This is a genomic window from Lysinibacillus sp. NPDC092081 (genome assembly GCF_044755845.1).
GTDB lineage: Bacteria > Bacillota > Bacilli > Bacillales_A > Planococcaceae > Lysinibacillus.
The window spans coordinates 110,631-125,831 of sequence record NZ_JBIVRU010000003.1 but is presented as its reverse complement, the minus strand read 5'-3'; the positions used below and the strand labels follow the sequence as shown (position 1 = coordinate 125,831).

General features: G+C 36.2%; 16 protein-coding genes. 4 read left to right on the top strand and 12 right to left on the bottom strand.

The window, feature by feature from the left end; translation table 11 throughout:
• Window positions 1-11: 11 nt before the first annotated feature.
• The 4 genes from ACIQLB_RS08030 to ACIQLB_RS08015 all read right to left on the bottom strand — a co-directional run bounded on the left by ACIQLB_RS08030 (window position 12) and on the right by ACIQLB_RS08015 (window position 2,424).
• Window positions 12-197 (bottom strand): helix-hairpin-helix domain-containing protein, encoded by a 186-nt coding sequence (locus ACIQLB_RS08030; protein WP_400723492.1) that lies wholly within the window; start codon window positions 195-197, stop codon window positions 12-14.
• Between the two features lie 273 nt (window positions 198-470).
• On the bottom strand, window positions 471-1,079 hold the full coding sequence (locus ACIQLB_RS08025) for a CPBP family intramembrane glutamic endopeptidase (protein WP_400723489.1): 609 nt from the start codon (window positions 1,077-1,079) through the stop codon (window positions 471-473).
• A 460-nt stretch (window positions 1,080-1,539) separates the two neighbouring features.
• Complete coding sequence (locus ACIQLB_RS08020) at window positions 1,540-1,968, bottom strand: GNAT family N-acetyltransferase (RefSeq protein WP_400723486.1); 429 nt, start codon at window positions 1,966-1,968, stop codon at window positions 1,540-1,542.
• A gap of 15 nt (window positions 1,969-1,983) precedes the next feature.
• Complete coding sequence (locus ACIQLB_RS08015; protein WP_400723483.1) at window positions 1,984-2,424, bottom strand: GNAT family N-acetyltransferase; 441 nt, start codon at window positions 2,422-2,424, stop codon at window positions 1,984-1,986.
• 112 nt (window positions 2,425-2,536) lie between these two features.
• Between ACIQLB_RS08015 and pdxR the strand changes: the two genes are divergently transcribed.
• Window positions 2,537-3,925 (top strand): MocR-like pyridoxine biosynthesis transcription factor PdxR, encoded by a 1,389-nt coding sequence (gene pdxR / locus ACIQLB_RS08010; protein WP_400723480.1) that lies wholly within the window; start codon window positions 2,537-2,539, stop codon window positions 3,923-3,925.
• 25 nt (window positions 3,926-3,950) lie between these two features.
• Here the strand turns inward: pdxR and ACIQLB_RS08005 are convergent, their stop codons facing one another.
• From ACIQLB_RS08005 to ACIQLB_RS07990, 4 genes are all read right to left on the bottom strand, one after another.
• The gene (locus ACIQLB_RS08005) at window positions 3,951-4,349 is read right to left on the bottom strand and encodes a DUF5412 domain-containing protein (RefSeq protein ID WP_400723477.1); all 399 of its coding nucleotides are present in this window, start codon (window positions 4,347-4,349) and stop codon (window positions 3,951-3,953) included.
• A gap of 324 nt (window positions 4,350-4,673) precedes the next feature.
• Entirely contained in the window at window positions 4,674-5,897 is a 1,224-nt protein-coding gene (locus tag ACIQLB_RS08000) for a GNAT family N-acetyltransferase (protein WP_400723474.1), read from the bottom strand.
• Window positions 5,894-6,625: an AAA family ATPase gene (locus ACIQLB_RS07995; RefSeq protein WP_400723471.1), complete on the bottom strand. Its 732-nt coding sequence runs from the start codon at window positions 6,623-6,625 to the stop codon at window positions 5,894-5,896. Before ACIQLB_RS07995 ends, ACIQLB_RS08000 begins: the two co-directional genes overlap by 4 nt.
• A gap of 38 nt (window positions 6,626-6,663) precedes the next feature.
• The gene (locus tag ACIQLB_RS07990; RefSeq protein ID WP_400723468.1) at window positions 6,664-7,575 is read right to left on the bottom strand and encodes an EamA family transporter; all 912 of its coding nucleotides are present in this window, start codon (window positions 7,573-7,575) and stop codon (window positions 6,664-6,666) included.
• Window positions 7,576-7,840: 265 nt separating this feature from the next.
• On the opposite strand from ACIQLB_RS07990, the gene ACIQLB_RS07985 reads away from it, so the two are divergent.
• A complete protein-coding gene (locus ACIQLB_RS07985; RefSeq protein ID WP_400723465.1) occupies window positions 7,841-8,059 on the top strand; it encodes a hypothetical protein in 219 nt (72 codons plus the stop codon).
• Window positions 8,060-8,483: 424 nt separating this feature from the next.
• On the top strand, window positions 8,484-9,875 hold the full coding sequence (gene fumC / locus ACIQLB_RS07980) for a class II fumarate hydratase (RefSeq protein WP_400723462.1): 1,392 nt from the start codon (window positions 8,484-8,486) through the stop codon (window positions 9,873-9,875).
• Window positions 9,876-10,393: 518 nt separating this feature from the next.
• Here the strand turns inward: fumC and ACIQLB_RS07975 are convergent.
• The 4 genes from ACIQLB_RS07975 to ACIQLB_RS07960 all read right to left on the bottom strand — a co-directional run bounded on the left by ACIQLB_RS07975 (window position 10,394) and on the right by ACIQLB_RS07960 (window position 14,262).
• Window positions 10,394-10,831: a GNAT family N-acetyltransferase gene (locus ACIQLB_RS07975; RefSeq protein WP_400723459.1), complete on the bottom strand. Its 438-nt coding sequence runs from the start codon at window positions 10,829-10,831 to the stop codon at window positions 10,394-10,396.
• A 731-nt stretch (window positions 10,832-11,562) separates the two neighbouring features.
• A complete protein-coding gene (locus ACIQLB_RS07970; protein WP_400723456.1) occupies window positions 11,563-12,129 on the bottom strand; it encodes a hypothetical protein in 567 nt (188 codons plus the stop codon).
• A 192-nt stretch (window positions 12,130-12,321) separates the two neighbouring features.
• On the bottom strand, window positions 12,322-12,534 hold the full coding sequence (locus ACIQLB_RS07965) for a hypothetical protein (protein WP_400723453.1): 213 nt from the start codon (window positions 12,532-12,534) through the stop codon (window positions 12,322-12,324).
• 918 nt (window positions 12,535-13,452) lie between these two features.
• Window positions 13,453-14,262, bottom strand: coding sequence for a hypothetical protein (locus tag ACIQLB_RS07960; protein ID WP_400723450.1), 810 nt, complete (start codon window positions 14,260-14,262; stop codon window positions 13,453-13,455).
• Window positions 14,263-14,588: 326 nt separating this feature from the next.
• On the opposite strand from ACIQLB_RS07960, the gene ACIQLB_RS07955 reads away from it, so the two are divergent.
• Window positions 14,589-15,182 (top strand): YdeI/OmpD-associated family protein, encoded by a 594-nt coding sequence (locus ACIQLB_RS07955; RefSeq protein WP_400723447.1) that lies wholly within the window; start codon window positions 14,589-14,591, stop codon window positions 15,180-15,182.
• Window positions 15,183-15,201: the final 19 nt, after the last annotated feature.

The window sequence follows — 15,201 nt, the reverse complement described above, 5'->3', positions numbered from 1 at the left end:
ATAACGTCAGTTTATTCACTGTGCTTCCTACTTTCATTCAGTGCTGTTTCAATGGCCGCTAGCGCTTTCGGTCCCATCCCGTGTAAATTTTCCAACGTTGATAAATCAACCTTTTCCAATTGCTCTAATTGTGTATACCCTGCCGCATTTAATGCACGTATAGCAGGCTTCGCTATTCCCTTTGGCCATTCCGTCATTTATGCTCGTCCCTTTCTTTTTCGTCTATTAAGTATCTCAGTTCCTATAATACCTATTAATAGTATAACTAGTGAGGCGACATGATAGTCATCGAAAAAAGTCGTAAATGCTATATTATAATAACGGCATATTGCGGTGATAATACGCCCTCCCATTAATATAAAACCGATAATCAAGCATCCTTTTACTAGCTGCTCGATGAACTGCATTTCCATCACCTCTTCTGCTTTATTATGCAAGGGAAAATGATGAAATGCAAATGAGCTAGGTCTTTAGAGCACATTAAACATTGCCATGAAGGAGGCAAACAGATTGCCAATGCCATGTATGCCCCAGCTTGTTAGGATGGAACCATTGGATTTTCGTTCATTGATCCATCCCATTAAATAACCTGTAAACGCGGTTGCCATAACAACTAATACTACAACTCCAAAAGGAACTAAAGAATAAAACATCCATCCATGTAAAATACCAAAAAGTAGACTTTGCATGATATTTCCCATTTGAAAACCAAACTTATGCTTGAATCTTTTTAGTAAGAAGCCTCGGAACAACAGCTCCTCTGACAATCCTGTTTGCACCATAGCATAGAAAAGTGCTGGTATGAGCGCTGAAAAACCAAGTCCTATAAAACGATTGGACGCTAAAATTGAACTGTCTAGGTAGAAATAGGTAATTGTAGTAAGTGGCACGAATAATAAAACCATAATAAATAAAAACCATACAAAATAATTCCCTTTATTTTCAATGACAGGCTTTTTGAGACCGAGCCATCTTAAAAATGATTGTTCCTTTCTTGCTGAGAAAAACCACCAAATAAACGGTATGACCGAAAATAAAATGACTTGTATAATTGCATTTATTGCACTTTCCAGAACCATAATCTTTCCCCCTGTTCAAAATGTTTTACATGAAGAATGACAAGCGATGGTAAGGTGTTTCCTGAAATCGCTGGTTGATGTTTGAAGTTCGCGCCGGTAACATTTGCTTTTCCGCCGCTTAATGTGGAAACTTCACCGCTAACTCCCGCTTTTCCGCCGCTTAATGTGGAAACTTCGCCGCTAACTCCCGCTTTTCCGCCGCTTAATGTGGAAACTTCGCCGCTAACTCCCGCTTTTCCGTCGCTTAATGAGGAAGCTTCGTCGGTACTCTATATTGCGTCCTTCTTCATGTTAAGCATATTAAATAGCAAAGTTGAAATCAAGATATTCTTAATGATAATCATTAAATAATTATCTTTTATAACTAAATATTAAATGTTAATCAATAGATGCACAAAAAATGCGACTAGAAAAACACTAGTCGCTTTCAATCTTTATTCGGATTTCGTTCAATATTTCATCACAATGCTTTTCGAAAAGAATAGCACCATTTTTCATATCCTAATCGATCTTCATAAAAACGATGCGCACTAGTCCTTTGAATACCAGACTCTAAAGCAATATAGTGCGCGCCATTTTCTTTGCCCCATTGGTGAAGATAATGCAATAATTTTTCACCATAGCCTCTTGAACGATAGGCCTCATCCGTTACTAAATCATAGACAAACATATGACGTTCACTGTAGAAGTTGACTCTCCAACTTAATCCAGCGACTGCCATAATGTTATTTTTTTCGTATAAAGCAAATAACATATAGCCATCTTGGATCATTTCCTTTAATAATAGGAAGTACTTTTCTAATGTTAATTCCATACGAAGCTGCACCATAACAGCATATGCTTCCATCCATTCCTGCTGCGTTATTAATTGTTTAATTGTTACGGTCATTTTTCGAACCTCCTTTTACCAATATTTAATATAATGAAATACTCCATCGTCTATTTTCATCCCAAGCTTCTCATAAAGTTTTTGAGCACGAACGTTGTCTGTCGCTGTTTCTAACCCCATATAACGTGCATCCTTCTGTAAACAGTATGAATAACACTGTTCAATTAGGCCATGTGCTATACCTTGTTTCCTGGCATTCTCTGCCACAAATAAATCGTTTAATATAAAAGCCCTTTTCATCGCAACAGATGAAAAAATAGGATAGAGCTGGACAAAACCAACTGGCTGCGCATCCAAATAAGCTAGAAAAATGACTGACTCCTCCTTATTTAAACGCTCCATGAGAAACTGCTCAGCCTGCTCTAAGTCGGATGGTTGACCATAAAATTCTCGATAAGCATTAAATAATGGTACCACGTCTCCAACTGTTGCTAACGTTACTGTACAAATCTCCATTTTCGTTTCTCCCCATTTCTTTTAATATGTAATTCTTGTATTATGATAAAAAACAAACTGACATTTAAAAAGAAACAGTTTTAGACATTCCAACATGTCAAGGAGGGACATTATGAAGGATTTTATTTTCTTATTCACAGATGAAGAGGCAAAATATAAACAAATTTATCAGCAAATCAAATGGTTAATCGAACAAGGGAAATTGAAAACGAATGATTCTCTTCCCTCTATTCGAAGGTTAGCTGATACTTTACATGTCAGTCGGAATACAACCTTAACTGCCTATGAACAGCTTGTAGCGGAAGGATACATACGTGGTGAAGGGCGAAAGGGATATTTCGTGAATGAATTTGAACAAGTTTTTCTTCAGAAGGAGGAACGACCAAGCCTTACTCAAAAAGGAACAGCTAACGGTGGAGATATCATCATTGACTTTCGGGCTGGTGCTGTCGATCAACAGCATTTCCCTCTAAAAGTATGGCGTCAAATGGCAAATCAAGTGTTACCTTTAAAAAAGTGTTATGAATATGGCGACCCTTTCGGTGAGCCACTTTTAAAGGAACAGCTTGTGCATTATTTGCTTCAAGCTCGTGGCGTTCATGTAAATGAAGAGGACCTTATTATCGGTAGCAGCACGCAACAAATGTTAATTTATCTAGGCTTTCTATTAAAGCAAGATTTCCCAAGCGTTATTTTAGAAGACCCTGGCTACAACGGTGCACGAGAAGCGTTCAAGCTGCATGACTTTCAGATAGAGACATTACCTGTGTTGGAAAACGGTGCGCAGCTCGACCATTTAGCGCATTTACATTCGCGCCTACTCTATGTCACACCTTCTCATCATTTCCCATACGGTGTTTCCATGAGTATTCAGCAACGGCAAGCTTTAATTCAGTGGGCCAAAAATGTTGATGGCTATATACTTGAGGATGATTATGATGGGGAATTCCGTTATACGCAACAGCCATTTCCTGCTCTCGCCTCAATTGACAAGTCACGTGTGATTTATATGGGGACATTTTCAAAATCATTTTTACCAGCTATTCGTTTAAGCTATATGGTGCTACCGAAAGTACTTGTTAAGCCATATAAAGATCGCTTTGCTCATTTTGAACATAACGCCTCGTCCTTACATCAATTAACAATGGCGAAATTCATAGAACAAGGTGAATGGGCACGACATATTAAAAGAATGCGTATTACTTATAAACATAAAATAAATACTCTTGTAGAGGAGCTTAACAAACAGTTCGGAGAAAAAGTTACGATACTTGGAGAACAATCTGGACTATATATATTGGTCAAGGTGCAAACACAATTTTCAGAAGAGCAGCTCATTCAAAATGCACAACATTACGGAGTCAAAGTTTACTCTACCAGCCCATATTTCCTACAACAGTCAAGCACTGTTCCTATTATTCAATTAGGCTTTAGTAAGTTAAAAACGGAGGAAATCATCCACGGTGTACGACTGCTAAAAAAAGCTTGGATCACGGTATAATTAGCCATAACTGTAACGGTTATGGCTACTCATTATCACGATAATCATATGTTTCATCAGGCACATTCAATGTCATACCGTTAATACTTACTGTATCATCATCGCTCCAGTTAATGTATGCTCTATTTTCTCGATATTGCCAATATATTTTCTTGGACTTTCTCTTCTCATGATTGAATACTAACTCTCCCAACACAGAATAAGAAGTCGTCGCACCAGCGTCTGAAACATAAGCTTTCACTGTATAGGTTCCTTGTGGAGATGTAGATTCAGCAATCAGCTCTTGTTTAAATCTAGTCCAATCAAAAAACAGCCAATAAATACCGTACCCTATAATACCAGCAAAAAACAAAATCCAAATAAGTAGCACTAGAAGCATTTTTTTGTATATTTTCTTTCTTTCTAACTTCTCGGCATCGTTCATTTGTATCCCCCAATCGGTTTATATTGAGACGATTTCAGAGGAGTAGATGTTTCCTGAATTAGGAAAATAACTCATCAGAGCAGTTTTTTGGGGGACCCGATCAGTTCTCGCGCTGACCCGATCAATTTTCTTTTGAATCCATAAAAAAAGGAATCTGCACAGCTGTCTCTGCACAAATTCCCATAATTTCCATCAATTATGCCTCGGCATAATTGCGTCCGGAATCGGCTTTGTGCATGCACAAAGCACTCCTTTCCGATTCCGTGACATCCGCCGGAGGCTTTAACTTCTTTCAGCAGGTATCCAAACACCTGCTGAAAGAAGTTAAAAATAATCAATAAACGTTGGGATGCCTACTGGTAGCACCGTCTCTAATAATGCAATTTCAATGGCATTGCCTTGTAAACGCTCGATTTTTTCTAAATAGCTCGGTCGTTTATAGCCTAGTAACATCGTAGCAAGTGTTTGAACCGTTAGTTGAATAGCATTTTCAGATTGTGTCTCACTCACCTTTTCGACAGTAACTTTTCCATTCTGCTTCGTAATGACAAATGTGCCATTATTCCATGCGACAATGCGATCACTAACAGCGAGTCGAAGTTGAAAATCATTTCCCGCGAATGGGTAGCGTAACAGAAATTCTTTTACGTCTACAATTCGTGCCATAAAATAAGGGGATACCTTTTGAATAATCTCACTATCCTCTAACAAAAAGGCAACGGCTTCATTGCCGGTTGTTTTACCATAAACATTGTAAATCATCGAGCTATGTGCTGAGACAAAATTCCATAAACCTTTACGCGCCTCTTCCTGTAAATAGACAATTTCATCGATGTAATAATTTTCCTCCATAATACGGTAAAACATATAACCCTGCGGCATATCATCTTCGTCATAATACACTGCAGCCTGAAGGTTCACATCACTATCGATAAATTTTTCTTCCCAAAAATCTTCCTGAAACTTTTCATTCCAAGCGATACTATTACGAACCATGACACCGTGCGTCTTCTTTGAATAATGCGCATAAATGGTCACAACGTCTTCATGTTTCGGATCGACACGTCGGATTTTACCGTTTAAGCCTTTATAGTGAGGAAGCTGCGTATCCTTGACCTGAAATTCCACAATATCACTCATAATTTCCCAGCCCCTTTTTCGGTAATAAGGGATAGAATATGGAAATAAATAGGATATACATTGTCCTTCGTTTCGCATCCGCTCTAGGCTCTCAATAATGAGGCTCTCCATCAAACCATGCCCAGAATATTCAGGGTACGTTCCAACAGCAGTGATACCTCCCATTTCATAGATCTTTCCATGAACATTTACCTCAAAAGGTAGGCTTAAAATTTGAGATACAAGATGTGAACCATCGAACCAACCAATTGCATGCCCCTCATTAAATTGCTTACTTTTGGCATTCACAAAGCGACGATCCTTATGAATGGACATGGACATTTGAAAAACATAATTAAGTAAATCTATAAACTGTGCCATTTCATCTAATCGAATTTCTCGCATAACTAAGCCTTTACGTTGATTCATGATTCCCTCTCCTCATCAAATAACTCTGAAAAAATGGTTTCCGGTGCATTTAAAAAGCGCTTCGTAACAATGTAATGTATAGTATCCTCATAACGAATAGATTCAATCTCCCCATTATCAAAACTATAGATTGTAGCATTTGGATAGCCAAGCAAAATAGGTGAATGTGTGGCGATAATAAATTGTGCCTCATGCTCTAAATCTTTAATAATTTTGAGTAGGCTTAGCTGCCTCGTTGGCGACAACGCCGCTTCAGGCTCATCCAATAAATAAATGGCCTTCCCTTTAAAGCGGTGCATAAATAGCGATAAAAAGGACTCGCCATGTGATTGATGATGTAACGATTTACCACCAAAAGCGGCATACTTATTTGGATGACTATCTAACAAATCAATATGACTTGCAAATTGATAAAACGTTTCCGAACGTAGGAAAAAGCCATTTGAAACCTTTGGCCACCAGGATAAACGGATGAATTCCCCGAGTGCAGATTCCGCTTTATGTACTTCAAATAGATTTTGGCGACCACCTCCCGCAGTATTAAAATCACAGCGATCAGCTATAGCCTCCAATAGGGTTGATTTCCCAGAGCCATTTTCTCCAACAAAGAAGGTCACATTCGTAGGAAACTCTAGCTCTTGTAAATCCTGTAAACTTGGTATATTAAAGGGATACTGATCTTTATCAACAATAGCTCCCTGTATTACCTTACATGATTTTAAATACATTTCGTTTCCTCCCTTACTACTATTATAACGCGCTTTCGCTACTCTGAAACCGCCCTTTTCTCCAAATACAAGCTAGACACTCCCAAAATAAACAATAGACTTATTCCTAAAAGGGAAATTGGCGACCATGATAGCCTTGAATCAAACATCTGAAAGAAAAACGTGAATATTGGAACAAAGCATAAACTCATCATTACTATTAAAGTTGAACAATCCTGAATGCCTATCTGCAATAAATACATCGGAAGCATGACACCCACTGCTGTTACTGCGATTATCCATGAAATATTTCCCGAGAAATATTTAAAAAATATGTCGAAAGTCGCGAAAAAAGATAATAAAATTATGCCATAATAACGATTGGCTAAAATCATTGAAGTAGTCCAACCAGCCTCACTTAATCTTTTAGAATACATCGTACAAAGTACCGCTCCAACTCCACAGCCAACACTCGCTATTAATGCTACAATCACTGGCAATGTTAGGTCCATTTGAACAGCTGATTTCCCACTAACAACCGCTAATATTAATATAGTACAAGCAATAAATGTCCCCGTGGCAATTACCCATTGTGCTTTCGGAATGGATTCCTTGCCAAAAACAGCTAACACCAAGACAAAAAGCGGTCCAATGCCCATCTCAAGCGCACTTACAATCGCTGACTCTACATATTTTAAAGCAAAATAAAAGCCCATAAATGCTAACACAGATGCGACATTCAACTTCACTACATAATTAATATTTCCCTTCCACCGATTAGCTTGTTTATGTTTGCGTGCAAAGAAAGAGAAATAAATAGCTGTAATGAAAAAACTAATACCAGTAAATAGAAATGTCGGTACTTCTTGCACCTGCTTTGCATAGAAAACCTGGCTCATCGAGGTTAAAAGTGCTGAAAATACAAGAGCTACTAATCCTACTGTAGTTGCCTGTTTTTTTGTAATCTCCATACATTTCCCCTGTTTACTTCCAATCATTGTTAAATTATTTTCGATACATCATAATTGAATTCTACTTTTTCGTCAAGCGCCTATCCAAAATTGGTTCCCCTGCAGTATAACAAATGTTCTATATTATAAGTTCTTTTCATACATTGAGTAAAACCTTTCCCATGCTAATAACCTCGTAAAAACTCTGTCTCTTTTACATTACATACGAATAATTAAGGAAGGGCTTTTTTCTAGGTTCAATAAAAAAGTTATAAGGAGAAAAAATATGTTTGTAACTCATTTTTATGAAAATAAGACGTCCGTTTTAAGCCAGTTACTAGTAAGTCTACCTACCGTAGAAGAGAACATTAAAATTAAAGGACGTAAAGCAAAGATTGTCCAGATTGTTCAAATCGACGACAGCAACAACTATCACGTAAGTATCATTTTTGAAAAAGTGCCTAAAAAACAACCAGTAAAAGAGATTGGCAAGAAAAAGAGATAGCTCTTCCCTATTTACCGATCGACGCTATCATTTAATGGTAGCGTTTTAACTTTTAAAAAGTGGGAATCGAACTCAATCCATTACCTATGCTTCTCAATGTGATAAATATCTCAAGCAAAACATTTGATTTTTCAACTGATAACGATTATCATTATCATTAGATTATTTCTTTACTCCGAAGTGCTTAGTTCAGAATCCCCCTATTTTTTTGAAATAAGCATGTATTAAACAGATATTCTTACATCAGACTAAGAATTATCCGTTTTTTAATCAGCGGATATTTACCACCCACTGAAAGCCCCCGGCGGATGTCACAGATTTGGAAAGGAGTTCTTTGTGCAAGCACAAAGCCAAATCCGGACGCAATTATGCCAAGGCATAATTGATCGTTAAGATATTTACATAAATAAAGGAGCTGTTTTACATGGATTATCGTATTGAAAAAGACACGATGGGTGAAATTAAAGTACCTGCAGATAAAATTTGGGGTGCTCAAACGCAGCGCAGTAAAGAGAATTTCCAAATCGGAACAGAACAAATGCCTATTGAGCTAATTCAAGCAATGGCCATTTTAAAGAAAAGTGCTGCGATCGCCAATAATAAACTAGGTAAGCTTTCAGATATTAAAGCAAATGCGATTGTGCAAGCAGCTGATGAAATTTTAAATGGTCAGTGGGACGATCAATTCCCTCTTGTAGTTTGGCAGACTGGTAGTGGTACACAGTCAAATATGAACGTCAACGAGGTAATTGGGCACCGAGCAAACCAAATTTTACAAAATGCTGGTGAAGCTGATCGTATTCATCCAAATGATGATGTCAACAAATCTCAAAGCTCAAACGATACATTCCCAACAGCTTTGCATATCGCAGCAGTATTAAAAGTTGAAGATTATTTACTGCCTCGACTACGCTTACTAAAAGCAACACTTGATGACAAAGCTGAGAAATTTAAAGATATTATTAAAATTGGTCGTACCCATTTACAAGACGCAACACCACTTACTTTAGGTCAAGAAATTAGTGGTTGGGCAGCAATGCTTGCTAAATCCGAGCAAATGATTATCCAAAATATTGAATATATGAAAGAACTAGCGATTGGTGGAACAGCAGTTGGTACAGGTATTAATGCACATCCTGAATTTGGTGAGCGTGTAGCAACGGAAATTAGTGAATTAACAGGAAAACAATTTACTTCAGCATCCAATAAATTCCATGCACTGACGAGTCATGATGAAGCCGTTGTCGCACATGGCGCATTAAAGGCGCTTGCAGCTGACTTGATGAAAATTGCCAATGATGTTCGCTGGTTAGCGAGTGGTCCTCGTTCAGGCATCGGTGAAATTACGATTCCAGAAAACGAGCCAGGCTCATCCATTATGCCAGGTAAAGTGAATCCAACACAAAGTGAAGCGATGACAATGGTTGTTACACAAGTCGTTGGTAATGACGCAACAATTGCCTTTGCCGCTTCCCAAGGTAATTTTGAGCTAAATGTCTTTAAGCCCGTCATTATCTATAACTTCTTACAATCAACTCGCCTATTAGCAGACACTATGAAATCATTTAATGATCATTGTGCTGTCGGCATCGAACCAAATAAAGAAGTGCTTGACCATAATTTACGAAACTCATTAATGCTTGTAACTGCATTAAACCCTTATATCGGTTATGAAAATGCGGCAAAAATCGCGAAGAAAGCCCATAAAGAAGGAACAACATTAAAAGAAGCAGCGATTGCATCTGGTTTACTAACAGAGGAACAGTTCGATGAATATGTGGACCCTGCGACGATGATTTATCCAAATGTAAAGTGACAGGAATGCAAATTGAACACACTAAACAACAAAACGTTGGTATATCAACCGTTTTAAGGTAACAGGCTCTCTTGTGACCAAGGCAAGTTATTGCATATTACAGCATGTATTTGGGGCTAAATTGGGGCTAATAAAATACGGCGAGCGTGTGTACAGGAATGTGTGAGTAAGAAAGATTGAGGCTAATTTGCTTCAATCTTTTTTGTTGGTCAATTATAAGAATAGCTTACATCATAAAAAATAGCACTGCTCGGCACAGTGCTTTGCTTAGATCTTGTTGATAATAAATACCCTCACAGTATGGAATCCGTCAAAAACTAATTAAACATTTATTTTTCTAAGGGTACCCGTATTAACTAATTTATCAATTTCTTCAGGTTTAAATCGTTTTAAATCATATGTTGTTAACACATTACCTTCTTCGTAATAATCACCATTGTGTCGTATATTTCGATTTCCAGGTACTCATTTTGTAGCGATTGCTGGTCATTTGTCATTTTCAGATTAAATAAGGACTTTTATAATTGTAATTTCATACCTACTGTTCTTAAACTAAATCCCATTTTTTCATATAGTTTAATAGCATTATTCCCTACGTACGCACTAAGTCTAACTTCGGAATATCCTTCCTGTCTCAATTGTCCAATGGCAACATTCATTAATTCTTTCGAAATACCTCTACCTCTAAATATCTCTTTTACAAATAGCTCATAAATAAACCCATTTAATTGTTCCGTAAATTGGTCTTTATTTTCCCCAATCAGGATCCATCCCATTAACTCATTATTCTCTGTTGCTATCAAATAATAGCACCCTTTTTTTAGAAGAGGTTCTATAAGGTTTAAAACTTTTTCATTTGTTGCACTTACTCCGCCCAGTGTACCATCAAATAAAGCTTGTGGCGAAAGAGCTATAATTTCTTCTAGTTCTAAGTTGTTCGGCTTTCTAATTTCCATTTATAATACCTCCCTTCTCGATCTCATATTTAGCTTTATTACCGATTTACCAATCTATCATTATAGTACCATTTTATAAGTCTTTATTTAAGCAAACTACTGCGATCCATCACGGTTGCTACTAGGGCTAGAACACTAACTGTAGTAAGTTCTTTATTTCGCAGTGCTGTTAAATGCTGTGCTTGTATATGTTTCTTATCAATGCCCTATTTAATTATATTTTCTACTCCTCCCTGTAATACTGGTGAACCTGGATTCCCATTCGTCACTTCTTCTGCTTTCGACATAGTTGGAATATAATTTACGCTCACCACACAGTATAGTTATTAACTAAATAAAAGGTGGTGAAAATATGAAAGTTGAATTAAAGCTCACTTATTCTGAATTACTTTTGGTTTTCTTTGTAATTGAAAAAATCTTCTTCTAGTTAAGAAGGTGACGATGCTAAAGGAAAAGGCATTGTCATACGATTAAATTAACAAAATACATAAAAGCATTTTTCTTTTAGGCTGTTTTCGTATAGATTGTTGCTGTTAAAACATAAAGAGCAAGTTGATTCTACACATATTGTAGGTCACCTTGCTCTTTGTCTTTTGAGTTTCAATAAATCCTCCTTCAACTAAAGCCCTTCGTAAATACTAAACTGAATTTATGTTAAATCGTTTATATAGAGACATAGACCTTGCCAGACATCCAAAATATAACACCCTTAGAAGTGACCTTGAAACTCGTCAATTTATATAGAGGTACGATTCCAATTCTTTAACCTTGTTCCCGTCTAATTGGCGTGTGAGCCCGAATGTTTCGCCCTTTCCATCGTAATTTATGACAATGTCGAGATCGTGAAGTAATTCAGTGAAATACTTAAAAGACTTTTTTAAGTCGTCATTGAACTTTGCCCTATCAGGCTCTAGCGTGTCCTGTCTCGATAAAACATAAACAAGATGTCCCATCCAAATTTGAAGCACATTCAGATTTTCAAAGTCCTTTTGAAGGTCGTCGCCTTGAACCCGAAAATATTTCATTTCCGAAGTGAGTCGATCCGCCTTCGGATAATATTCGTTCACGTCGGTTGTTTTGGTAATATCTTCGGCGTGATAGGCAATCCAAGCTTCCAACGTTGGTTCGATTCCATAATTGTTGAAGCCTTCAGGAGTTGAAACGTCCTTCCACACCTTCGCGTTGTTGACTTTAGTTTCTTCCGGTTTTACTTCTTCAATTTTAGTTTCTTCCTTCGTACATCCCGTTAATAAAGCACTTACCAATAATCCTGTATATACTATTTTCATTAACTTCATAATTCGACTCCTCCTACAGTTGAAAAATCTCATACAAAATTTATCTATATTTTACCTAAAAAACCAATTAATTTCCTGGACTAAACTACCTAGTTGTTCGATAACAACCATCTTTGAGAAGACAGCCTTTTTTATTACAAACACATAATAAAAAGCCACAACTCATAATGAGTGTGACTTTGAAAATCCTGATTATAATTCTTCTAAATAGATTGTAACTACAATACTTTTTGGACTGTAAGTAAAAGCTCTTTCACTCACTGCCCTGTAATTACCATCAATATTAACTACATCACCAACGTTCGGAATCAGAGCTGATAGAGTGTCGTTGATGTCATACGTCATAATTACATCTCCGTTTTGTTCACAAAAATTGATATTAATATGTTCTAAATTACTACCCACCTTCTACCACCACCTTCTAGACTAATCATAGACTGGAAATGGTTAACTGTGTAATATGATTTTGATGCATAATAAAAAGCCATACCTTGTTAGATATGACTTAAAATTAATTTTGTAATTATCTTCAAATATTTTCAATTAAACCCTCTAATTGATTCCGTTTAATGTTCAGCTTAATTCTCGCATCTTTTTTTTGCGTAGCTAATATTTCATTATCTGCTAAAATTCTTGTCTAAGCTGAGGGTCAACTGTTGAAACAGTTCATAAAGAATTGCTAATTTCATATTATATCCAATTTTATTTCTGTGGCCTATATAAGCAGAATCTAAATTACTTATCTCGTTTTCAAATTCTTGCTTCCTCTGTTTTAAACCATTCTCAATAAACACTTGCTGTGCAGCATCAATTATTTTACCAAACGTAAAGTGACAGAAATGCAAGTTAACGGTACAACACCTTCCAGTATTGGGCTAAGTGAAGAGAAAAAAATAATAAAGATTGCTGCGAAAATTATTTACTAATCAAGAACAAGGAGTGGTTTTTTTAAGTGTCAGTAAAGCAAGCATTAGATCAATGAACATTTCAATAGGTTAACTCTTACTAGATTCCACTTCTTAGGCTCTCTCGAAAAAAACCGCTCCAAGACATCAACAAACATCCTATTCTCATGTCAACCAACCATAAAAAATAGCCCCCTTAACAAATAACTAAGAGAGCTATATATAATTCCTAATCTATTAATAATCGTCGACAATAAATTAATGGTTATGGGTAATACGAAATTCAAAGTTTTAATACTTGTTACTATAAATTACAGAAAATGTCTTAACTATTTAAAGTTAAATACTTTTTCAATCTCTTCGTTCTTTGCTTTATGATAAATCCTTACGAAACTTAGGAATAAAAACATTTGGCACCTTATTTCTCTAAAGCTTTTTCAATTACATAGCTTTGAGGTATGAAAAATGTTCTGTTGTAAAACTCTGGTTCAATTAAATTCACCGCGTAATAGTTACCAATTTTAAAGCCTTCACTTTTTAGAACAGTTCCAGCTTTCAATTGACCAGCAAATCTTTGATAATAATCATTATTGTTGATTAGATACGGTTTTATATGCTGCACTGTATCCTTTGTTACAATAAATAATGTATCCTTATTAACAGGTTGAGGTTCTATTATTTGAATGTCTGTTGAATCAATTTTATTTCTTTTAATACCGCCACCTATAAAACCAAGATCATAGGTATCGACAAGCTCTCCTTGTTCAATTTTAAAATCTCCCCATATATTTAAATACGTGTAATAGGAATGTGTATGCGTCCCCAAACTATCATCTTCCATGTAAAATGAGTTAAATGGTTTATTTCTATTTATCCACAAATATGCGGGGTTATCATAAAATTGTACACGCTGTTCAAACGGAATCGCCATAAATACTGTTAAATTTGTTGCTTGTACACGATAACCAGAGCTCATCCAATAATACGTTTGCCCATTGTATTTTTCGATATTATATACGCGGAAGTAGTTTCCCTTTTTAACTAACATCGATTCAAACTGTCCATTGACGTTTTTCTTGTACACTTTCACATCTTTATTAAAGGTCATTTTCCCTGTTTGCCCTTTGACAATTTCTGCTCCATCATACATCACTTTCGCTTCTGATTTTGTTGGATTTACTACTGCAAAGACAAACGCTGCTAGTAACGCAATAAATAATTTTTTCATTATTCTCTCCCTGCTCAACTTTATTTTAGAAAACATTATCCCCTAGCATTATATACCAATAATCTGATATTCTACCAATCTTAATAAAACGATGTAAAAAATCTCAATGTATTTTCCATTGTCAGTTTCTCTATCCTATATTGTAATTACTGTCCTCCACAATTCATCGTTCTACTAGCAAAGATAAAACTCATCGCAATTCTTTGTAGATTAGCGATATTAGTTCCCTATTTATAGCTAGACATAACACTAATTAATGTTTTATTATAAAACGATTAGAGAAATTGATATCAGCAGATTAATAAATTGTAGAGGGGTGTTCCTTGATGACAAAAAGTAAAATGAATCCGAAAGTTGATGAATTTTTAAGTAAAGCTAAAAAGTGGCAGGAAGAATATTCGGTGTTGAGAAATATCGTTCTTGACTGTGAACTAACTGAAGAATTTAAATGGATGCATCCTTGTTACACGCTTGAGAACAAGAACATTGTGTTAATACATGGCTTTAAAGATTATTGTGCACTTCTGTTTCACAAAGGTGCCTTGTTAAAGGATGCCCATGGGATTCTAATTCAACAGACTGAAAATGTACAGGCCGCACGCCAAATTCGTTTCACTAGCGTTCAAGAAATAGTTGGAATGGAAACTATCATAAAAGACTATATTTATGAAGCCATTGAAGTAGAAAAAGCAGGTTTAGAAGTGCCAATGAAAGAGCATAAGGAATACATAATTCCTGAAGAACTTCACAATAAATTCAATGAGATGCCTACCTTGAAAACTGCTTTTGAAGAATTGACACCAGGGCGACAAAGAGCATATATTCTACATTTTTCTCAACCTAAACAATCTAAAACGCGCGTGTCAAGAATTGAAAAATGCACGCAGCAAATTCTCGATGGAAAAGGATTAAATGATTAAGTTTATTGAGCCACACCTT